Genomic DNA, 16,541 nt, shown 5'->3' with positions numbered 1-16,541 from the left:
TGTTTAAAAATTTTTACTTTTGTTAAAACTAAACTTAATTCTGTAAACAAGAATTTTTGAATTAAAATATCCTAAACTAAAATGGTATTTTTACAGTATCAAATCAGCCAAGCAACAACCTACCAATAATATGTATTCATGTAGGGAACGCATTGCATGCGTTCCGCTGTATGGCATAGCTAGTATTATGTTTAAAAATTTTTACTTTTGTTAAAACTAAACTTAATTCTGTAAACAAGAATTTTTGAATTAAAATATCTAAACTAAAATGGTATTTTTACAGTATCAAATCAGCCAACCAATAATCTATCAATAATATGTATTCATGTAGGGAACGCATTGCATGCATTCCGTTGTATGGCATTACTAATCACTTTGTTATAAAAAATAGCGGAGGCATATAAAAAAGTTTCCTTAAAAAGGAAACTTTTTTGTACAAGATAATTTATTGTGATTTACAAGGTAATATTTTACGTTAGCAAATGTTTAAGTTAACTTATTAATCCATAATCGATGACGATGGCATATAAAACTTTACGCTAATAGTCGGTAAAGTATTGGCATCTCTATATACAGTATCTTTAGACTGAGTTGCTCCATGCTGGGTATATTTTATAGCTGTTCCATCTCCATAAGTTACTAAAGCTACATGGCTTGTGGTTTTCCAGTACATAATGCTACCCGCAAATACTTTGCTTTCGTCGGTTTGTTTATAAAAATAGCCTTTGTCAGTCATGTATGTTACAACGCCACCATTATTGTTATAGCCTGTTCTCAGCCAATTAATACCAGACCAACCACCCCAGGTAGTTGAACCATACCATTTGCCAGGTTTATCTTCTGGAATACCGCCAGCATGTAAAGCCTTAGAGACAAAATTAGCACAATCCGAACCATTAACTGTACTCGAAGGGTATTCTTGTGCTGCATAGGCATTATTTCTGGCCCAATTTCTGGCAGCTAATCTGTCATAGGTAAACGAAGACATTAGCGAAAAATCTTCATTTTTATTATTAATGTCACTAATCAAGCGGTTATAACCCTGTTGAATAGCAGTAGCTTTATCTTCAACTGGTGCTAAATTTTCAACATCTATGAGCACAGTGTCATTTCTATAATATAGCTTATAACTACCATCTGCTAAAACTCTGGCAGTGTAAGTAAAGGTAGAGCTATTAGGAACTAAATAATTTTCATTAATAAGCGCAATATAATTATTTATATAGCCCTCATATTGCTTATTATTAGTGTCTTTTAAGGCCTTTTGCATACCCTTAATAAAAGGACTCTTAGAGGCCGGGCGGGTAAGGGTCATGTCTGTATATATGTTAATATCTATAAACTCTTCATTATTCTCATGTCTAACTGAATAGTCATAGGTAAAGTTAGCTAAATTATATATTCCACTATAGTCGTTTACAATGTTTTCTTTAATTGAAGCATAAATATCTTCTACAGATAAGGTATTTGTAGTTTCTAAAGCTAAAGCAACTTGAGGTACTGTTATTAAAACACAAACAGTTATCAATAATACAATTTTTAAGTTTTTCATTTTATTGTCCTTTTCTTATAATTAAATTGCTACACTGGTTATTGTTTTGCTATATTAAAATATTAAACACTAAAACTCTGCAAACTGATCACAACATTAAATTTACCTCAACAATCTTTAATAGTGGTAAGCTCACCTCTATATTGGTATTTACATTAATGTAATATTATTACAAATATCTTTTTACATCTTTAGCTATAATTCTACCCGCTGACTTTTATATATAATCCACCAATAAAATAAGTTCCTTTTTTGTTCGTTTAAATCTATGTTTTTTATGTTATTATGTTAATGAAAAATAATATAAAAAGCAAAAAGAGCCTGTGGGGGCTCTTTTTTACTATCATGAAAATTCTGTTATTCATAGTGTTAGTATATGTCGCTTTTGTATTAAACAACAAGAAGGGAGACGGAAATAAAAGATGTAAATGTTAATTTTGCATTTTATCAGCGTAGTAATTAATAAGTAAAGATAGCAGGTGATTATATGATTAAATATGAGCAGGTTTTAAATTCAATCATAGAAAAGCTAAACAGTAAATTTAGCGATATCCCAGTAGTAAGCAACGAAAGCACAGAGGGTTTTAAGAGGCCTTCTTTTTTTGTGCAGTTTAAAGAAATAAAAGTAGAAAAGTTTATGGCTGTTACTCAAGATAATTATTTAACAATTACTTTAAAGTATCTAGCTAAAGATGAAAACAATAATTACCTTGAATTATTACAAATGCAGAATGATTTAAAGCAATTATTTTTTGAAAATAACACTATTACTACTACTAATTCACAAGCAGAGATTTATGAACTACGTTTTAAAGTAGTTGAAAAAGTACTTCAGTGTGAGTTCGATATAGTGTTATATGGCGAGCTAAAATTAGCTAATGAATTACCAAAAATTGAAGATATAGAGATACAAGGAGGTTTATTATGGCAAATGTAGGATTACCAAAAATAAATATTAAATTCTCAGGGTTAGGATCAAGTGCTGTACAAAGAGGTCAGGCTGGAGTTGCTTGTTTAATTGTTAAAGATAGTACAGACACAAGCTTTAAAACTAAAGAATACAGATCAATTAGTGATTTAACAAGTACAGAAGCTGTTAAGTTTACAGCAGATAACTTACAGTTAATTAAAGACTGTTTATCTTGCAAACCCAATAAGTTAATTGTGTTTAGAATGAACACCGATTCAGCTATTGCTGATACCTTAAACTACTTAGCAACTGTTGCACCAATGGCAGCATGGTTAGCAGTAGCCTCTAGTGAAGCCACTGATCAAAAAGCAGTAGCTGATTTTGTAGTAGCTTCTAATAAGTGTTACAAAGCACTTGTTTATAAAGTAGCATCAGATAATATGCATGTTGTTAACTTTACCAATGAAAAAGTTAACTTTAACGATTCTAGAGCTGAGCAGAATGGTGATAAAGCTGTACCTTATATCCTAGGATATTTAGCAGGTTTACCTAATTCAATGAGTGCTATTGCCAAAAAACTAAATTTATTAAGTTATGTACAACAACCCGCCAATATTGAAGAGAGCATTAATAATGGTGAATTTGTTTTAATTAATGACGAAAAAGATGTAATGGTAGCCCGTGGTGTAAACAGCTTAACTACCACTGGTGCTGGTGTAACTGATGATATGAAGTTTATTCATGTAGTAGAAATTATGGACTTAATATATACCGATATCTATAGCACTTGGAAAAACTTTTATAAAGGTAAATATCCCAACAGCTTAGATAACCAAATGTTAGTTGTAAGTGCCTTAAACACCTATTTTAAAAAATTAGCTGACGATAACATTTTAGATAGCGATTATGAAAACAAAGTCGTAATAGACACTAACAAACAACGTTTAGCTAATACAACTAAATATGGACAAGATGAAGTAGCTTTATGGAGTGAAGATAAACTCTTAAAGATGACTGTTGGCACAAGTATCTACTTAAAAGCAACAATTAAGATTCTTAATATTCAAGAAGATATTGAACTAGATATCATTATGTAAAGGAGATATAACATGAATAGTTATTTTATAGGCAACAAAGGTAGAGTATGGATTAATGATGTTTTATATGCCGATTGTTATAAAGCGGAGATGAAACGCCAAAACAATTACGAAGAAATTCCAAGTCAAAACGGCAACGGTATGTTACAAGTACCAGTTGGTTATGCAATTAGTGGCAGCATTTCAATTCGCAAAAAAGGCAATGAAAAAATCTTACAAGAACTAAAGCGAGATAAAGACAATGCCCTTGATATAAGTGTAATCATTAAAGAAGAACACCCAGTAACAGGCAAAACAGAACGTATAAAGTATATTGGGGTTACCGTTGATGAGTTTCCTTTAAGTCAATTTGAGAACCGCAAAATTACCGAAATAGAGTTGCCCTTGAAGGCTGCTGACTATGAAGTTTTACAGTAGGAGTTAAGCCATGGGTAAGAATAAAAGAGTAAAAGCAAGCTTAACAGAGATACTAGCTCGTAAACAACAGGGTGAATTAAACAAACTAAGAATTAAAACATATTTTTCAAAAACACTTAATATGGAGATTGAAATTAAAAAAATTCCCCTAAATCAGTTTATGGAAATAGCTGAAAACAACGAAAACTTAGGAAGCATAGAGGGTATGAATAGGCTTCTTTATCACATGTGCCCTATGTTTTGTAATGCTCCAGCAGATGAAGTTAAACAAGCCCTGCAGCTTTATAATGTAGGTGAGGCAACCGATTTACCATCGGTTATGTTAGAAGACAATATTGGCGAAATGGCCGATATCGTAAACATTGCCAACTCTTTTTATGGACTTGAACAACTAGAAGATTTAGTAAAAAACGTTTAGAGCAAGGTGATATTGATTTAACACTTATGAGATATTACCTTGCTCGGGGTCAAAGCCTAGAGTTTTTATGTAATCTAAACACAGTTGAAAAAGTAACACTCAAGGTCTTTATGGAAAAAGACCTTGAAGATAAACAAAAATATATTGAAGCCATAATGGGGGTCTAAAAATGGTAACTACAAAAACAATAATATTAGATGACCAGTTTAGCTCTCCTGCTGTTAAAGTAATTAAAAGCATTAAGGATCTAAACAAAGAGCTAAAAAATACTAAAGTAGTTATAGAAAAGCTTGGTAATGCTGCTAATTTACAAATGAAAAAAATGGCTATAAATGCTAATAAGGTAGCTAATGCTGCTTATCGTATGAGTAATTATCTTTCTAGAGCATCTAAGGCAACTATTATGCAAGATGTTTGTGAGCAGAATTTACAGCAAACCTTAAAAAATACCAAAAAGATATATGATAAAAACAATGTAAGCATAAAAAAACATAATATGGCTGTTGAAAAGAAAATAAAGAACTATAAAAAACAGTCTAAGGAGCTAAAAAAACTTGCTTATAATGCCCAAAAGGCACACGGTACAAATACCAACAAAAAACAAAACAATAGTGCCAATAATAGCTCTCTTAAAGCAGCAGCTAGTAAGGGTAGTGGTTCTGCAAAAACTTTTAAAGGAAAGCTGATTAATTCACTCAAGAATTTTAAAGGAAAAGCCTTAAAAACTCTTAAAAATACTGCAAAACAGGCAGCCTCTTTGGCTTGTGAATTTGCTAAACAATCCATAAATGCTGCCAAAGTTCAAATAACAGCAGAAAATAGACTACAAGAAGTATTACAAAATACTCAAGGTATTACAGGTAAACAAATAGCAGGTATTAAAAGATATAACTCTGTTTTGCAAAAACAGGGTGTTATCAGCAAAGAAGTAAGCCTAGCAGGTGTAAGTCAATTAGGTTCATATAAATTACAAGCAAATACAATAAAAACCCTAATGCCCGGAATGCAAGATTTATTGGCAAAGCAAAAAGGACTTAATGCAACACAGCAAGATGCTACTGATATAGGTGATATGGTTGGTAAAGTAATGAATGGTCAACATGATGCCTTAAGCCAAGTAGGCATTAGCTTTACCAAGGCTCAACAAAAAATTCTGCAGTTTGGTACGGAATCACAAAAGGCAGCAGTTGTAACAGATGTATTAAAAGCCAATGTAGGTGGGGTAAATAAAAAGCTAGCAAATACTGACTCTGGCAAAATTCAAAATGCCAAAAATGCTTGGCATAATATGCAAGCTGAAGTTGGTAAAAAATTATTGCCCGTTTTAGCTAATTTGTATCAGTGGTTTGGTTCTAAAATACCAATGATTCAAACATTTATTTTAGGAGTATTAGATAAAGTAAAAGAGTTTGTTGAAAAGTCTAAGCCACAGCTTGAAATCGTAAAATCTGTTATAGGCTTTATCATAGATAAAGCTGTAAAACTGTATAACTTTATAAGTAACAATTGGAGCACAATAGCTCCTATAATTCTTACTATAGTAGGCGCTATGGCTACCTATAAGCTTATTACTTTAGCTCAAACAGGCTATACAAATGCGTTAGCTGCTGCTCAATGGGCGTGGAACGTAGCTATGAATGCTAACCCTATCGGTTTAGTAATTGCAGGTATAGCAGCTTTAATAACAGCAGGAATCTTAATTGTAAAAAACTGGGATAAAATAAAAGCCACAGGTGCTAAACTTTGGGATGGTCTTAAAGAAGGAGTAAGAGGCTTTGCCAATTTCTTTATTAAAATATGGAATTGGATAGTAGGCAAACTTAATAAGTTTAAAATTAAAATACCTAAATGGGTGCCAGGTATTGGTGGCAAAACCTTTGGCTTTAATTTAAAAGAAGCAGATTTATTAACAAGCCCTCAAAAAAAGGTACTTAACAAAGTGGATGAGTTAGTACAAAATCCAGAGCTTACCAGCACAGCTTACAGCAAAGCTGAGTCTTCTACCGAAGCCAAAGATATAGCAGCACCTCAAAATGCTACTACACAGCAATCCTTTAATACTGGCTACAATGCAGATCAAATAGCTAGTTTAAATGGGGCAAGTGGTGAAAATATACAAATTATATTTAAAGGTGATGTTTATGGATTTGATGACTTTAAAAATAGAGTTTCTCAGGCTTTTGTAGAAGTTTATAAAGCCAATAGAGCTAATATTGTAACGGTTTAGGAGGTGCAAAATGAATATAACTTTTTCTGCAAATAACAACGAAGAAATAATTCAAATACCCTATGTTCCTCCTAATATTGCTATAAACAAACCCCAGCAAAATGAAGAGTTTAAAACTATTAATAATGGAACTCTTAATATTATTGGTGATATAGGTTTAATAAGTTTAAGCTTAGCAACATTTTTTCCTACTAAAAGCTATCCCTGGCTTGCAAAAGCAGCAACCCTAGGCTGGCAATGTGTAGACTTTTTTGAAAAATGGCGTAAAGCCAAAATACCTATTAGGGTTGTAATTATAGATGGTGACAAAACAATATTAAATATGCCGTGTACAATAAATAATTTCTCTTATTCAGTTAAACAAAATAAAGATATTGCCTACACATTAGATATTAAAGAGTACAGATTTGTGGGTATTTAACATGGATAATTACAAAGTTAAACTAGTAAAAAATAACTTACAAATTGATATAACTAATATTATCGGAAACCTTAGTTGGTCTAATAGTATTAACTCTTTAGGTACCAAGCTTAGCTTCGATACAGCCAGAAACCCTAAAGATAAATACCTCAATGTTTTTGATTCAGTAGAGGTTGGGAGTTTTATAGTTCTTACCAACAATAATAATGAGATCTTTAGAGGTATTGTGGTTACCGAGGATATTGAGCAGTATAAAAAAGCATTTTCCTGTTTAGATTTTGCCTTTTACCTTAATCAAAACAAAATTATTAAACAGTTTAAAGCTATTAGTGTATCAAATGCCATAACCCAGTTATGTAATAGCTACAGTATTCCTATAGGCAAAGTATGTAATATAGCAACACTAATTACTAATATCTATAACGAAAAATCTCTAGCAGAGATAATTAAAGACATGCTTAATAAAGCAACTGCCGAAACAGGCCTAAAATATCGCTTAGAGATGCGTAAAGGCAAGCTATTTGTAGAGAAATATACTGATTTAGTGGTGCAAGCAAAGGTACAGCTAGCCAAAAACATAGCTAGCTTTAACTCTTTACAGGCTATAGCAAGCCTAAAAAGGTCAAGAAGCATCATAGACATGAAAAACAGTATAGTAGTGTATTCTGCCAGTGAGAGTTATAACAGTGTAGAAGCAACTGCTAAAGATACAGCTAATATGCAACAGTTTGGCTTATTACAAGACACTATTAAAGTGGAAAACAAAGATATAGCTCAAGCCCGTAATATTGCCAGTAAAAAATTAGCAGAGTTAAGTAAAATTATTACCAGCACTAATATTGAAATATTGGGTAACGATGAATTAAATGCTGGTAGAATTTTGCACTTAAACTTAGCAAGTTATGATATAAACGGAGACTTTTTAATAAAAGACTGCAAACATACTTACAATAATGGTTTGCATAAATGTAGCTTGAGTTTGGAGGAACTATAAATGAGTGGTATTAATTATGGTATCAAAATGACAAAAATAATAGCCAAAAATGAGAACCCCCTAAAAATTGGTACTGTTGTGGGTAAAGTAATATCTACAAATCCTCTAAGCGTGAGTATCTTAAATGGTAAGGTGGTATTGTTTGCCCAGCAGTTATATATAAATAGTAACCTAGCTCTTCTAAAAAATGATCTTGTTAAAGTAACACCAGCAGAAAATGAACAAACTTGGTTTATAGATTACAAGCTTAAAAAGGTGGGTGATTAAATGTCTATCTTTCCAAAAGTAAATATTTCTACAGCTAATAAAGAAGAGGTTCTACAGCAAAAAATGGGTAGAATTTTTTTGTTTGATTTTAAAACAGGTCAGTTAATATTTAAAGATGGTAAGCCTGTAAAAGCTAATTACAAACAAGCAGCTCTGCAATGGATTGAGCTGCTTTTAAGAACTGAGCTAAATAAATACGAGGTATACAAAGAAACTAACTTTGGTATGTTAGACCTCTATAACCTAAGGGGTCATAACCTAATCTCCAGCGATTATTTACAGGCTGAAATAAAAAGAGAAATTACTGAAAAACTAGAGTCATGTAAGCTAATTAAAAGGCTAGAAAAAATACTCTTAAACTTTACAAAAAATAAGCTAGTAATTAAACTAACAGTCATTTTAGAGCATGGTGAGCTTATGGTAAATGAGGTGGAACTATAGTGTATGAAAACAAAACAGTAGAAAATATTCATCAAGAATTACTCAACAATATTTCCGATGACTATGAAAAAAGCACCGGATTTTTAGTAGCTGATTTAACAAAATCCTTTGCCATAGAGCTAAAAAAAGCCTATAACAAGGTAGCAGAAGTACTAAACAAAACCGATGTAGATAAGCTGACAGGAGAAGAACTAACTAGGTTTATAAAACAACGCAAAGGAATAAACAGAAAACCAGCAGGCAGAGCTCAGGGTATTTTATCGGTAACCGGTACAGGAACAATCAACAAAGGAGACCTATTTGAAACAGAGTTAGGTACTCAATTTAGGGCTACTGAAACAGTTAACATTAACAGCTCTGGTCAGGTAAAAATAGAGGCCGTAATAACTGGCTCAAGTGGCATGGTGGGTGCCAATACAATTACCTATTTGCCTATAACCATAACAGGTATTACCGCAGTAACTAATAATCAAACCACAGGGGGTTATGATCAAGAAAGCGATGATAGCCTAAGAGATAGATATTACTTAGCCCTACAAAAACCCCCTACAAGTGCCAATATCTATCACTATTTATTATGGGCACGAGAGGTTACAGGTGTAGGTGATGCCAAGGTATTTTCGCAATGGAATGGTAAAAACACAGTGAAGGTGCTCATTATAGATGACAATAAACTACCAGCCGATCAAAACCTAATAAACAAAGTACAAGAACATATCGACCCCAAAGGTGAAAACAATAGTACTTGGGGCATAGGTAAAGGTCAAGCACCTATTGGAGCATACTGCACAGTAAATAGTGCAACAAAAGTAGATATTGACGTAATAGCTACTATAAAGCTTCAAACAGGCTTTGAACTGGTTAATGTTAAAGAGGCAATTAGCACTAAAATAACAGAATACCTCAAGGAAATTGCTTTCGAAAAAAACTATGTCTCTTATGCCCAAATAACCAGTCTAATCTTAGATACCAATGGGGTAGAAGAATGGACTTCGGTTTTACTTAATAACGCAAATGTAAATGTAACTATAGGCGAAGAAGAGGTTGCCGTATTAAGGAGTGTAACCTTAAATGAGTAAACAAACACTAATTAACAATCTGCAAAAACTCTTTCGTCAAGATGAGTTTATAAATGCCTTGTTTAATAGTGCAGGTCAAGCCTTAAATAGCCTTAATGCCGATATAACCGCTCTAGAACAAGAACATTGGTTCGATACAATGAGTATTGTTGGTATAGCTATCTACGAAAAACAACTAAACTTTAAAACCAATAACAATAGCACCATAGAAGACCGCAGAAGCCAAATAGAAGCCCGCTGGAAGATGGGTGGTAAAAGCGACCTAGAGCTATTACAAAACCTAGCAGATAGCTGGCGTAATGGAGCTATAGAAATAAAGTTTAAAGAAGATACCATAGAGGTTGAGTTTATAAGTACTTATGGCGTACCGCGTGATTTTCAAGGAATAAAAAATTCTCTAGAAACATCAAAACCCGCCCATTTAGCCATAACCTATACCTTTAAATATCGCACATGGGGCGAACTAAAAGCTAAAACATGGGCAGAAATAAAAACAAAAACCTGGAAAGATGTAAGAGAGGGTGAGATTTAATTGCCAAAGACAACAAATTACAATTTAGAAAAACCAAATGATAATAACATAGCTGATATAGAAGTTATTAACAATAATATGGATATTGTAGATACTGAGCTGTTCAATAAGGTAGACAAAGAAGTAGGTAAGGGTTTGTCTTGTAATGACTTTACCAATGTGGAAAAGCAGAAGTTGGGGGAGCTTAGTAATTTTGATAGTTCTGGCGTTGATGAGCATATAGGAAGCAAGAGTAACCCGCATGGGGTTACTGCTGAGCAGGTTGGTGCAGAGACTCCTGGAGGTGCACAAGAAAAAGCTAATGCTGCGGAGCAGAAAACAAAGCAATATATTGATGAGCATATAGCATTAACTAATAATCCGCATGGGGTTACTGCTGAGCAATTGGGCGCTATGACAGTTAATGAAATTTTGACTCTTAAAATGCAAGATGCCTTTGAAGGTGTAAGGGTAGAGTATCAATGGGATGCTAAAAAGATTATTAAGCAACTACATTATGATAGTAACAACAACATAATTAAACAAGTAGATTACGTGTGGGATGGAGTTAGAGTCCAGCGAGAAACATATTTACTTAATGAATTTGATGATAGTAATCAGCTGATTAAAACTACAATAGTTACTGTTACTTATACATGGCAGAATGGTGTAGTTACAAAGACAGGAGTGGTGGTAACATGAGTTCCGTACCAGTATTAATGAGTATGGTAGCTGAAAATAACTTGGATATTAATAACTACCTTCAAAAAATTATCAATGAGTTTGAAGTAACAGGATTACATGATATTAAAGCACAAGAGGTTGTTCATGTTGCAAGCAATAAAGTATTTAACAGCAAGGCTTTAGGTAATATTCAAAACTTTAATTCAGTTAGGGTGGATAGTATATCTATTACTAAATTAACAGATAAAAGAATTATAATAGCTTATAGAAGAACTTATCCATCATCAATTTATACAGGCAATATTATTGTTGGAGATATTGTTGACGAAAACATTGAATTTGGTCCTGATTATACTTTTGAGAGCACATCTCTTTACGGTAATATTTCCGTTGTAGCTGTAAGTAATTCGAGAGTGTTAATAAAGTATCAAATTGGATCATCCTATGCTTGTAAAATTATTGTTGGTGATATCAATAGTAACAAAACTATAGAGTTTGGATTAGCGTATTTTTTTAATGGGGAAAATAGGTCTTATAATAACTCAATAGTAGTTTTAACAGAAAGCAAGTTTGGAATTTTGTATGTAAATAATAATCCTGATGCTGATAATTCTTATGGGAAAATAAAAATAGCTAATATTCTTTGTGATCAGTCTATAAACTTTAGCTCCGAGATGGTTTTTGAAAGCAGCGATGTAGGTCATATTTCAGCCACTAAATTATCTCAGAATGAAATAGCAGTTATTCATAATCTTGGTAAATATATTTATAGTAATGTAATCAAAATAAATAATAATAGTTCAATTGAGATAGGTAAGAAAAGCCACTTCCATATAGGTGATCGTACATTGTTTAAAATAAAAATATGTGTATTATCCAATAATAAATTTATTTTTTTATATTCCCATAGTTATAATTATGGGAGTTATCTTTGTATTGGTGAAATTAAAGATAATCAATCAATTGTTTATGGATCTGCTGTTCGTGTAACGATTAGCCACTATACAGATGTAACAATTCTAAATGATAATAGAGTAGCTCTTAATTACTGTAAAAATAGTAACAGTACATGTGGATATGTTGAATACTTTACAATATCTGATGACAATAATTTAGTTAGTGATAGTAAATATGAATACTTATCTAATGAGCAAACGCTGAATTACTGTTCAATAGTCTCAGTAACAAATTCTAAAGTAGTAATTGCATTTAATCATAATAATGGGCAGGCATTAATAGTAGAATCAGTAAAGCCAGATGCTAAGGATATAGGAATAGCTTTAGAAGATGCTATCATTGGAGAAACAGCTAGAGTTTTAATGTCTGGGTCATCTAATGAGTTTAAAGAAGTAAATTGTGGAGATAAGTATGTTGGCTTGGAAAGAACAGTTGGTCATGGTATATCTAAAAATTCAATAATAGTAAAACCATTTTGGGAGGTAGATTAATGAAGTTACTTATAGATAACGATAACGTAGTTATAGTAACAGACAGTGATATTATTAGTGATGATAATAAAAAAGGATTTTATATTAAGTCTCTAAACACTGTTTATCCGTTTTCACTTAACTTAACTTTAATAGAGACAGATATAAAGGTACCAGATGATCTTGTGGGTGGAAAGTATTTATTTAATAATGATACTTTTTCTTTAAACCCAAATTATGAAGAACCAGTAGATGTAGAAGCTCAATTAAAACTACAAGCAAAACAAATTGAAGCACTTACATTAGCAATGCTTCAAAGTTAAGGAGGTATGTAGATGTCATCAATGTATGTAGTGTTAAAAAACTTAAAAGACTCAAATAAATTAACTGAAACAATGAAACAAAAAGCCATATCTCTAAACTGGATAACTGAACAAGAAGCCCAAACGCTCTAATTAGAGTGTTTTTTTATATAAAATTAATTGCTAATAATTGGAGGATTATTTAGGACTTAAAAAATGTTTAGGACTAAAGATAAAGTTATGCATAAGTTATCAAAAGATTACATGTTTGTTCTAGAAATAGGTAGAGAACAAATTAAATGTAGAACCAAAGACTATAAAGAGATATGATTTTATGAATGGGAATTAAAGAAAATTAATGCATAAATTAATGTGGTATTACGTAACTAACCATAACAACTACAACAATATTCACTGAAAATTTCTTAAAATCAACATATAAATTCTATTTAGGGGTCAGGCCTCTTACAAGTAATTTAGCTTGTAATTTCAGCAATCTGTTAATTAAAGAGATGTGTAGTGGCAGTCATATTGAGGCCAGACCCCACCGTGAGGTTTGATATATGTTTTTGGGCAGGAAACTAAGATAACGCATTAACAACGCGTTTTTAGACTGATGTATAATATATACCTTTAAGTATAGAACTTGGGGACAAATCAAAATAAAAATATAGAAAGATATAAGAGAGGGTGAGATTTAATTGCCAAAAACAACAAATTATAACTTAGAAATACCAGATGATAATAGTATAGCTGATATAGCAGTTATTAATAATAATATGGATATTGTAGATACGGAGCTGTTTAATAAGGTAGATAAAGAAGTTGGTAAGGGTTTGTCTAGTAATGACTTTACAAATGAGCAAAAGCAGAAGTTGGCGGAGCTTAGTAATTTTGATAGTTCAGAGATTGATGAACATTTAGTAAATAAGAGTAATCCTCATAGTGTTACTATAGAGCAGATAGGTGCGACACCTATAGCTCATGCATCGGATTCTAATAATCCACATAGGGTTACTGCTAATCAAGTAGGGGCTACCCCTTTAGCTCATGCCACAGACTTTGGTAATCCACATGGAATTTCAACAGACCAGATAGGTGCCCTAAAGCTTGGAGAATCAAACAGTGATATAAATAAAGTATATTCAGATACTTTTAATATAGATACAAGGTCAGTAGAAATTGTAAAGGATGATGAAGGGTTAATAACCAAAGTTAAAGTTAAGAACGGTGATACAGTTACTAAAACACTTCGTGTAATAAGAGACAGTGAAGGAGCTGTAAATAAGATAGAAACAGAAATAAGCGATTATAAGAGAACTACGTCGCTTGTTAAAGATGAAAGTGGAAATATAACTGGTATCACTAATGAAGTAATACAGAAGGAGTAAATAGAATGTCTGACATATCATTATTTAGTTATCTGCAAATTCAAGAGAATACAAGGCTTTTGAAGTCGCTACAGCCTAAAAAAGAGATTGCAAGATTTACAACAAGTGGAACGTGGATTTGCCCTGCCGATATTACTGAGATAGATGTGTTTCTTGTTGGTGGTGGCAAAGGAGGCAGGGGCGGATCAGGAGGCGGTTATTCTAATTCAAGTTCTTTCGGTTTTGGTGGAGAAGGTGGTGTAGGCGGTAGTGCAGGCAAATCTTTATTTATATCCAAGCTTCCTGTGGTTTCAGGTCATAATTACATATGTGTAGTGGGTGCTGGTGGTACAGGTGGGTTAGGAGGTTTACCTTCATCGAGTTATTCTGGCGAAGGTGGGAAAGATGGGAACTCGGGAGGAAACTCATCATTTAATAATTTTACAACAGGAGAAGCAGAATGGGTTCTTGGCGGCAGAGGTGGACGAAATGGTCAACAAAATAACAGTTATATAGGGCAACGTGGTGAAGATGGTAAAACAGCAAGTTTCTTGATAACTGACTACGCTTCATATGAGAAAGCGAGATACTTTTATAAAAACCCATATGAGCCTGGAGTTAATTATGGTTGTGGCGGAGGAGGTGGCGGAGGTGCAGGTTCATGTACGCTAAATAACGGTTGTGCCATGGGTGGTAAAGGTGCTGACGGTAGTACTGGTGGCGAAGGTGGAGGTAGGTATGGAGCACCCGATACAGCAAATGGTGGTAATGGTTCTACCCCTCTCATTCCAGGCAACGGCGGAGGAGGAGGCGGAGGAGGTGGTGGAGCTAGGGGCAGTAGTGAGGTTGGTAGTGGTGGTAAAGGCGGTAATGGAGCAGATGGAATTATTATAATTTACGGATAGGAGAAAGAAAATGATAGTAGCAATAATTCAAAACGAAGTAGTCAAAAACACAATATTAGTTGAGACTTTAGAGATTGCACAAGGGTTGTTTCCAGAAGCAACTATTAAAGAGCTAGCGTCGGGGTTTGGTATTGGTGATATGTATAAGAATGATTCTTTTATTAAAACCCTTTCAAACAATGATAATGGCTATGAGTCACCCGAACAACAACGTATTACAGCTTTAGAATCTGAAATTGAAGAGCTAACATTAGCTGTTCTACAAGGAGGGCAGTAATATGTCAATAATGTACAAAATATTAAAACGCCTAAGTGACAAAGGTAAGCTAACAACAGCAATGAAACAAAAAGCCATATTAATAAACTGGATAACTGAAGAAGAAGCCCAAATGCTCTAATTAGGGTGTTTTTTTATATAATGAAGTTTCTAATTAATAGAATATTGCTTAGGAGGTATAAAAATGTTTAATACTAAAGATAAAGTTATGCATAGGTTATCAAAAGATTACATGTTTGTTTTAGAAATAGGTAGAGAACAAATTAAATGTAGAACTAAAGACCATAAAGAAATCTGGTTTTATGAGTGGGAATTAAAGAAAATTAATGCATAAATTAATGTGGTATTACGTAACTAACCATAACAACTACAACAACATTCACTGACAATTTCTTAAAATCAACATATAAATTCTATTTAGGGGTCAGGCCTCTTACAAGTAATTTAGCTTGTGCTTTCAGCCATGTGTTACCTAAAGAGATATGTAGTTGCAGTCATGTTGAGGCCAGACCCCACCTGAGGTTTGGCGTATGTATTTGGTGATAGTCTAGTTACCAAAATGATAAACAACCGAATAACGCATAAACAACCGTAACGATTATACCTATGTAAGGGATGCATTTTATGCATCCCGTGTGTGTTATTAGATAGCTATCCATTAAAACTACAAATCAAAAAAAAGTTGCCAAAAAGGCAACTTTTTTAATGGCGCACCCGGCAGGATTCGAACCTGCGACCCCCGGATTCGAAGTCCGTTACTCTATCCAGCTGAGCTACGGATGCATGCAGATATACATTATAAACCCAAACAACCTTATCGTCAACTGTAAAACACTTGATAATAAGGTCATTCATGATTAATATTCTAAGTAATTATTTGTGGTTACCACATTCACAGTTATCTGACTCGCAGTTTTCGTCGTCGCAGTCGCATCCTTCTTCTTCTTCGTATAAAGCGTGAAATGCTTCAGCGGCTTTTTCGAATTCAGCGTCGTCATCAATATTATCTAATTCAAGATCGCCATCTTCTAATTCTTTAAAGTTATACAAAAGAATTTCGTCAGCATCTTCTGGTAACAACGCAATATAATCTTTGCCATCTAGCTCAAATGTCATAATTACATAACAATCAACTTCTGAATCATCTTCTAAAGTAATTGTAATAACATCCATTTCTTCTTCGCAGCATTCGTCATGGCAAGTATTTTTGTCTTCTGTCATTGGCAAAACCTCCTTTGCTCA

21 protein-coding genes and 1 tRNA gene are annotated in these 16,541 nt (G+C 33.1%); 19 read left to right on the top strand and 3 right to left on the bottom strand.

Annotated features, from left to right (window positions below; translation table 11 throughout):
• Positions 1-499: 499 nt before the first annotated feature.
• The gene (locus tag IMX26_RS07580) at positions 500-1,552 is read right to left on the bottom strand and encodes an amidase domain-containing protein (protein ID WP_195161066.1); all 1,053 of its coding nucleotides are present in this window, start codon (positions 1,550-1,552) and stop codon (positions 500-502) included.
• A 487-nt stretch (positions 1,553-2,039) separates the two neighbouring features.
• Between IMX26_RS07580 and IMX26_RS07575 the strand changes: the two genes are divergently transcribed.
• The 19 genes from IMX26_RS07575 (at position 2,040) to IMX26_RS07485 (ending at position 15,633) form a co-directional block, all read left to right on the top strand.
• Positions 2,040-2,489, top strand: a complete 450-nt coding sequence (locus IMX26_RS07575) for a DUF6838 family protein (protein WP_195161065.1) — start codon at positions 2,040-2,042, stop codon at positions 2,487-2,489.
• On the top strand, positions 2,477-3,559 hold the full coding sequence (locus tag IMX26_RS07570; protein ID WP_195161064.1) for a phage tail sheath C-terminal domain-containing protein: 1,083 nt from the start codon (positions 2,477-2,479) through the stop codon (positions 3,557-3,559). Before IMX26_RS07575 ends, IMX26_RS07570 begins: the two co-directional genes overlap by 13 nt.
• Positions 3,560-3,571: 12 nt before the next feature.
• The gene (locus tag IMX26_RS07565) at positions 3,572-3,976 is read left to right on the top strand and encodes a phage tail tube protein (RefSeq protein WP_195161063.1); all 405 of its coding nucleotides are present in this window, start codon (positions 3,572-3,574) and stop codon (positions 3,974-3,976) included.
• Between the two features lie 10 nt (positions 3,977-3,986).
• Positions 3,987-4,394 (top strand): hypothetical protein, encoded by a 408-nt coding sequence (locus IMX26_RS07560; protein ID WP_195161062.1) that lies wholly within the window; start codon positions 3,987-3,989, stop codon positions 4,392-4,394.
• Positions 4,395-4,420: 26 nt separating this feature from the next.
• A complete protein-coding gene (locus IMX26_RS07555) occupies positions 4,421-4,561 on the top strand; it encodes a hypothetical protein (protein WP_195161061.1) in 141 nt (46 codons plus the stop codon).
• A gap of 2 nt (positions 4,562-4,563) precedes the next feature.
• Entirely contained in the window at positions 4,564-6,621 is a 2,058-nt protein-coding gene (locus tag IMX26_RS07550; RefSeq protein ID WP_195161060.1) for a hypothetical protein, read from the top strand.
• A gap of 10 nt (positions 6,622-6,631) precedes the next feature.
• Positions 6,632-7,042, top strand: coding sequence for a phage portal protein (locus tag IMX26_RS07545; RefSeq protein WP_195161059.1), 411 nt, complete (start codon positions 6,632-6,634; stop codon positions 7,040-7,042).
• A gap of 1 nt (position 7,043) precedes the next feature.
• Positions 7,044-8,036 carry a hypothetical protein gene (locus tag IMX26_RS07540; protein ID WP_195161058.1) on the top strand — a complete coding sequence of 331 codons (993 nt, stop codon included), beginning with the start codon at positions 7,044-7,046 and terminating at the stop codon, positions 8,034-8,036.
• Positions 8,037-8,303 (top strand): DUF2577 family protein, encoded by a 267-nt coding sequence (locus IMX26_RS07535; RefSeq protein WP_195161057.1) that lies wholly within the window; start codon positions 8,037-8,039, stop codon positions 8,301-8,303.
• The gene (locus IMX26_RS07530; protein ID WP_195161056.1) at positions 8,304-8,744 is read left to right on the top strand and encodes a DUF2634 domain-containing protein; all 441 of its coding nucleotides are present in this window, start codon (positions 8,304-8,306) and stop codon (positions 8,742-8,744) included.
• Positions 8,744-9,823, top strand: a complete 1,080-nt coding sequence (locus IMX26_RS07525) for a baseplate J/gp47 family protein (protein WP_243259324.1) — start codon at positions 8,744-8,746, stop codon at positions 9,821-9,823. The genes IMX26_RS07530 and IMX26_RS07525 overlap by 1 nt, the downstream gene beginning before the upstream one ends.
• Positions 9,816-10,355 (top strand): putative phage tail protein, encoded by a 540-nt coding sequence (locus IMX26_RS07520; RefSeq protein ID WP_195161055.1) that lies wholly within the window; start codon positions 9,816-9,818, stop codon positions 10,353-10,355. The genes IMX26_RS07525 and IMX26_RS07520 overlap by 8 nt, the downstream gene beginning before the upstream one ends.
• A complete protein-coding gene (locus IMX26_RS07515) occupies positions 10,356-11,036 on the top strand; it encodes a hypothetical protein (protein ID WP_195161054.1) in 681 nt (226 codons plus the stop codon).
• Positions 10,991-12,466, top strand: coding sequence for a hypothetical protein (locus IMX26_RS07510; protein WP_195161053.1), 1,476 nt, complete (start codon positions 10,991-10,993; stop codon positions 12,464-12,466). The genes IMX26_RS07515 and IMX26_RS07510 overlap by 46 nt, the downstream gene beginning before the upstream one ends.
• A complete protein-coding gene (locus IMX26_RS07505; RefSeq protein WP_195161052.1) occupies positions 12,466-12,768 on the top strand; it encodes a hypothetical protein in 303 nt (100 codons plus the stop codon). Before IMX26_RS07510 ends, IMX26_RS07505 begins: the two co-directional genes overlap by 1 nt.
• A 680-nt stretch (positions 12,769-13,448) precedes the next feature.
• The gene (locus tag IMX26_RS07500) at positions 13,449-14,138 is read left to right on the top strand and encodes a hypothetical protein (protein WP_195161051.1); all 690 of its coding nucleotides are present in this window, start codon (positions 13,449-13,451) and stop codon (positions 14,136-14,138) included.
• 5 nt (positions 14,139-14,143) lie between these two features.
• Positions 14,144-15,022, top strand: coding sequence for a hypothetical protein (locus tag IMX26_RS07495; protein ID WP_195161050.1), 879 nt, complete (start codon positions 14,144-14,146; stop codon positions 15,020-15,022).
• 10 nt (positions 15,023-15,032) lie between these two features.
• On the top strand, positions 15,033-15,299 hold the full coding sequence (locus tag IMX26_RS07490; RefSeq protein ID WP_195161049.1) for a hypothetical protein: 267 nt from the start codon (positions 15,033-15,035) through the stop codon (positions 15,297-15,299).
• Positions 15,300-15,483: 184 nt separating this feature from the next.
• Positions 15,484-15,633, top strand: coding sequence for a hypothetical protein (locus IMX26_RS07485; protein ID WP_195161048.1), 150 nt, complete (start codon positions 15,484-15,486; stop codon positions 15,631-15,633).
• A gap of 372 nt (positions 15,634-16,005) precedes the next feature.
• Here the strand turns inward: IMX26_RS07485 and IMX26_RS07480 are convergent.
• A tRNA-Arg gene (locus IMX26_RS07480) sits at positions 16,006-16,082 on the bottom strand.
• A 90-nt stretch (positions 16,083-16,172) separates the two neighbouring features.
• The gene (locus IMX26_RS07475; RefSeq protein WP_195161047.1) at positions 16,173-16,520 is read right to left on the bottom strand and encodes a DUF1292 domain-containing protein; all 348 of its coding nucleotides are present in this window, start codon (positions 16,518-16,520) and stop codon (positions 16,173-16,175) included.
• Positions 16,521-16,541 lie beyond the last annotated feature (21 nt).

This window comes from Clostridium sp. 'deep sea' (assembly GCF_014931565.1).
GTDB lineage: Bacteria > Bacillota > UBA994 > PWPR01 > PWPR01.
This window is presented reverse-complemented; position numbering and strand designations above follow the sequence as displayed.

What these genes read in the sequence shown, in the direction of transcription:
- IMX26_RS07495 (WP_195161050.1), top strand. Translation starts at nt 14,144, where the DNA reads ATGTCTGACATATCATTATTTAGTTATCTGCAAATTCAAGAGAATACA.
- IMX26_RS07520 (WP_195161055.1), top strand. Translation starts at nt 9,816, where the DNA reads ATGAGTAAACAAACACTAATTAACAATCTGCAAAAACTCTTTCGTCAA.
- IMX26_RS07565 (WP_195161063.1), top strand. Translation starts at nt 3,572, where the DNA reads ATGAATAGTTATTTTATAGGCAACAAAGGTAGAGTATGGATTAATGAT.
- IMX26_RS07540 (WP_195161058.1), top strand. Translation starts at nt 7,044, where the DNA reads ATGGATAATTACAAAGTTAAACTAGTAAAAAATAACTTACAAATTGAT.
- IMX26_RS07545 (WP_195161059.1), top strand. Translation starts at nt 6,632, where the DNA reads ATGAATATAACTTTTTCTGCAAATAACAACGAAGAAATAATTCAAATA.
- IMX26_RS07535 (WP_195161057.1), top strand. Translation starts at nt 8,037, where the DNA reads ATGAGTGGTATTAATTATGGTATCAAAATGACAAAAATAATAGCCAAA.
- IMX26_RS07475 (WP_195161047.1), bottom strand. Translation starts at nt 16,520, where the DNA reads ATGACAGAAGACAAAAATACTTGCCATGACGAATGCTGCGAAGAAGAA.
- IMX26_RS07580 (WP_195161066.1), bottom strand. Translation starts at nt 1,552, where the DNA reads ATGAAAAACTTAAAAATTGTATTATTGATAACTGTTTGTGTTTTAATA.
- IMX26_RS07490 (WP_195161049.1), top strand. Translation starts at nt 15,033, where the DNA reads ATGATAGTAGCAATAATTCAAAACGAAGTAGTCAAAAACACAATATTA.
- IMX26_RS07555 (WP_195161061.1), top strand. Translation starts at nt 4,421, where the DNA reads ATGAGATATTACCTTGCTCGGGGTCAAAGCCTAGAGTTTTTATGTAAT.
- IMX26_RS07575 (WP_195161065.1), top strand. Translation starts at nt 2,040, where the DNA reads ATGATTAAATATGAGCAGGTTTTAAATTCAATCATAGAAAAGCTAAAC.
- IMX26_RS07530 (WP_195161056.1), top strand. Translation starts at nt 8,304, where the DNA reads ATGTCTATCTTTCCAAAAGTAAATATTTCTACAGCTAATAAAGAAGAG.
- IMX26_RS07570 (WP_195161064.1), top strand. Translation starts at nt 2,477, where the DNA reads ATGGCAAATGTAGGATTACCAAAAATAAATATTAAATTCTCAGGGTTA.
- IMX26_RS07550 (WP_195161060.1), top strand. Translation starts at nt 4,564, where the DNA reads ATGGTAACTACAAAAACAATAATATTAGATGACCAGTTTAGCTCTCCT.
- IMX26_RS07560 (WP_195161062.1), top strand. Translation starts at nt 3,987, where the DNA reads ATGGGTAAGAATAAAAGAGTAAAAGCAAGCTTAACAGAGATACTAGCT.
- IMX26_RS07510 (WP_195161053.1), top strand. Translation starts at nt 10,991, where the DNA reads ATGGCAGAATGGTGTAGTTACAAAGACAGGAGTGGTGGTAACATGAGT.
- IMX26_RS07485 (WP_195161048.1), top strand. Translation starts at nt 15,484, where the DNA reads ATGTTTAATACTAAAGATAAAGTTATGCATAGGTTATCAAAAGATTAC.
- IMX26_RS07505 (WP_195161052.1), top strand. Translation starts at nt 12,466, where the DNA reads ATGAAGTTACTTATAGATAACGATAACGTAGTTATAGTAACAGACAGT.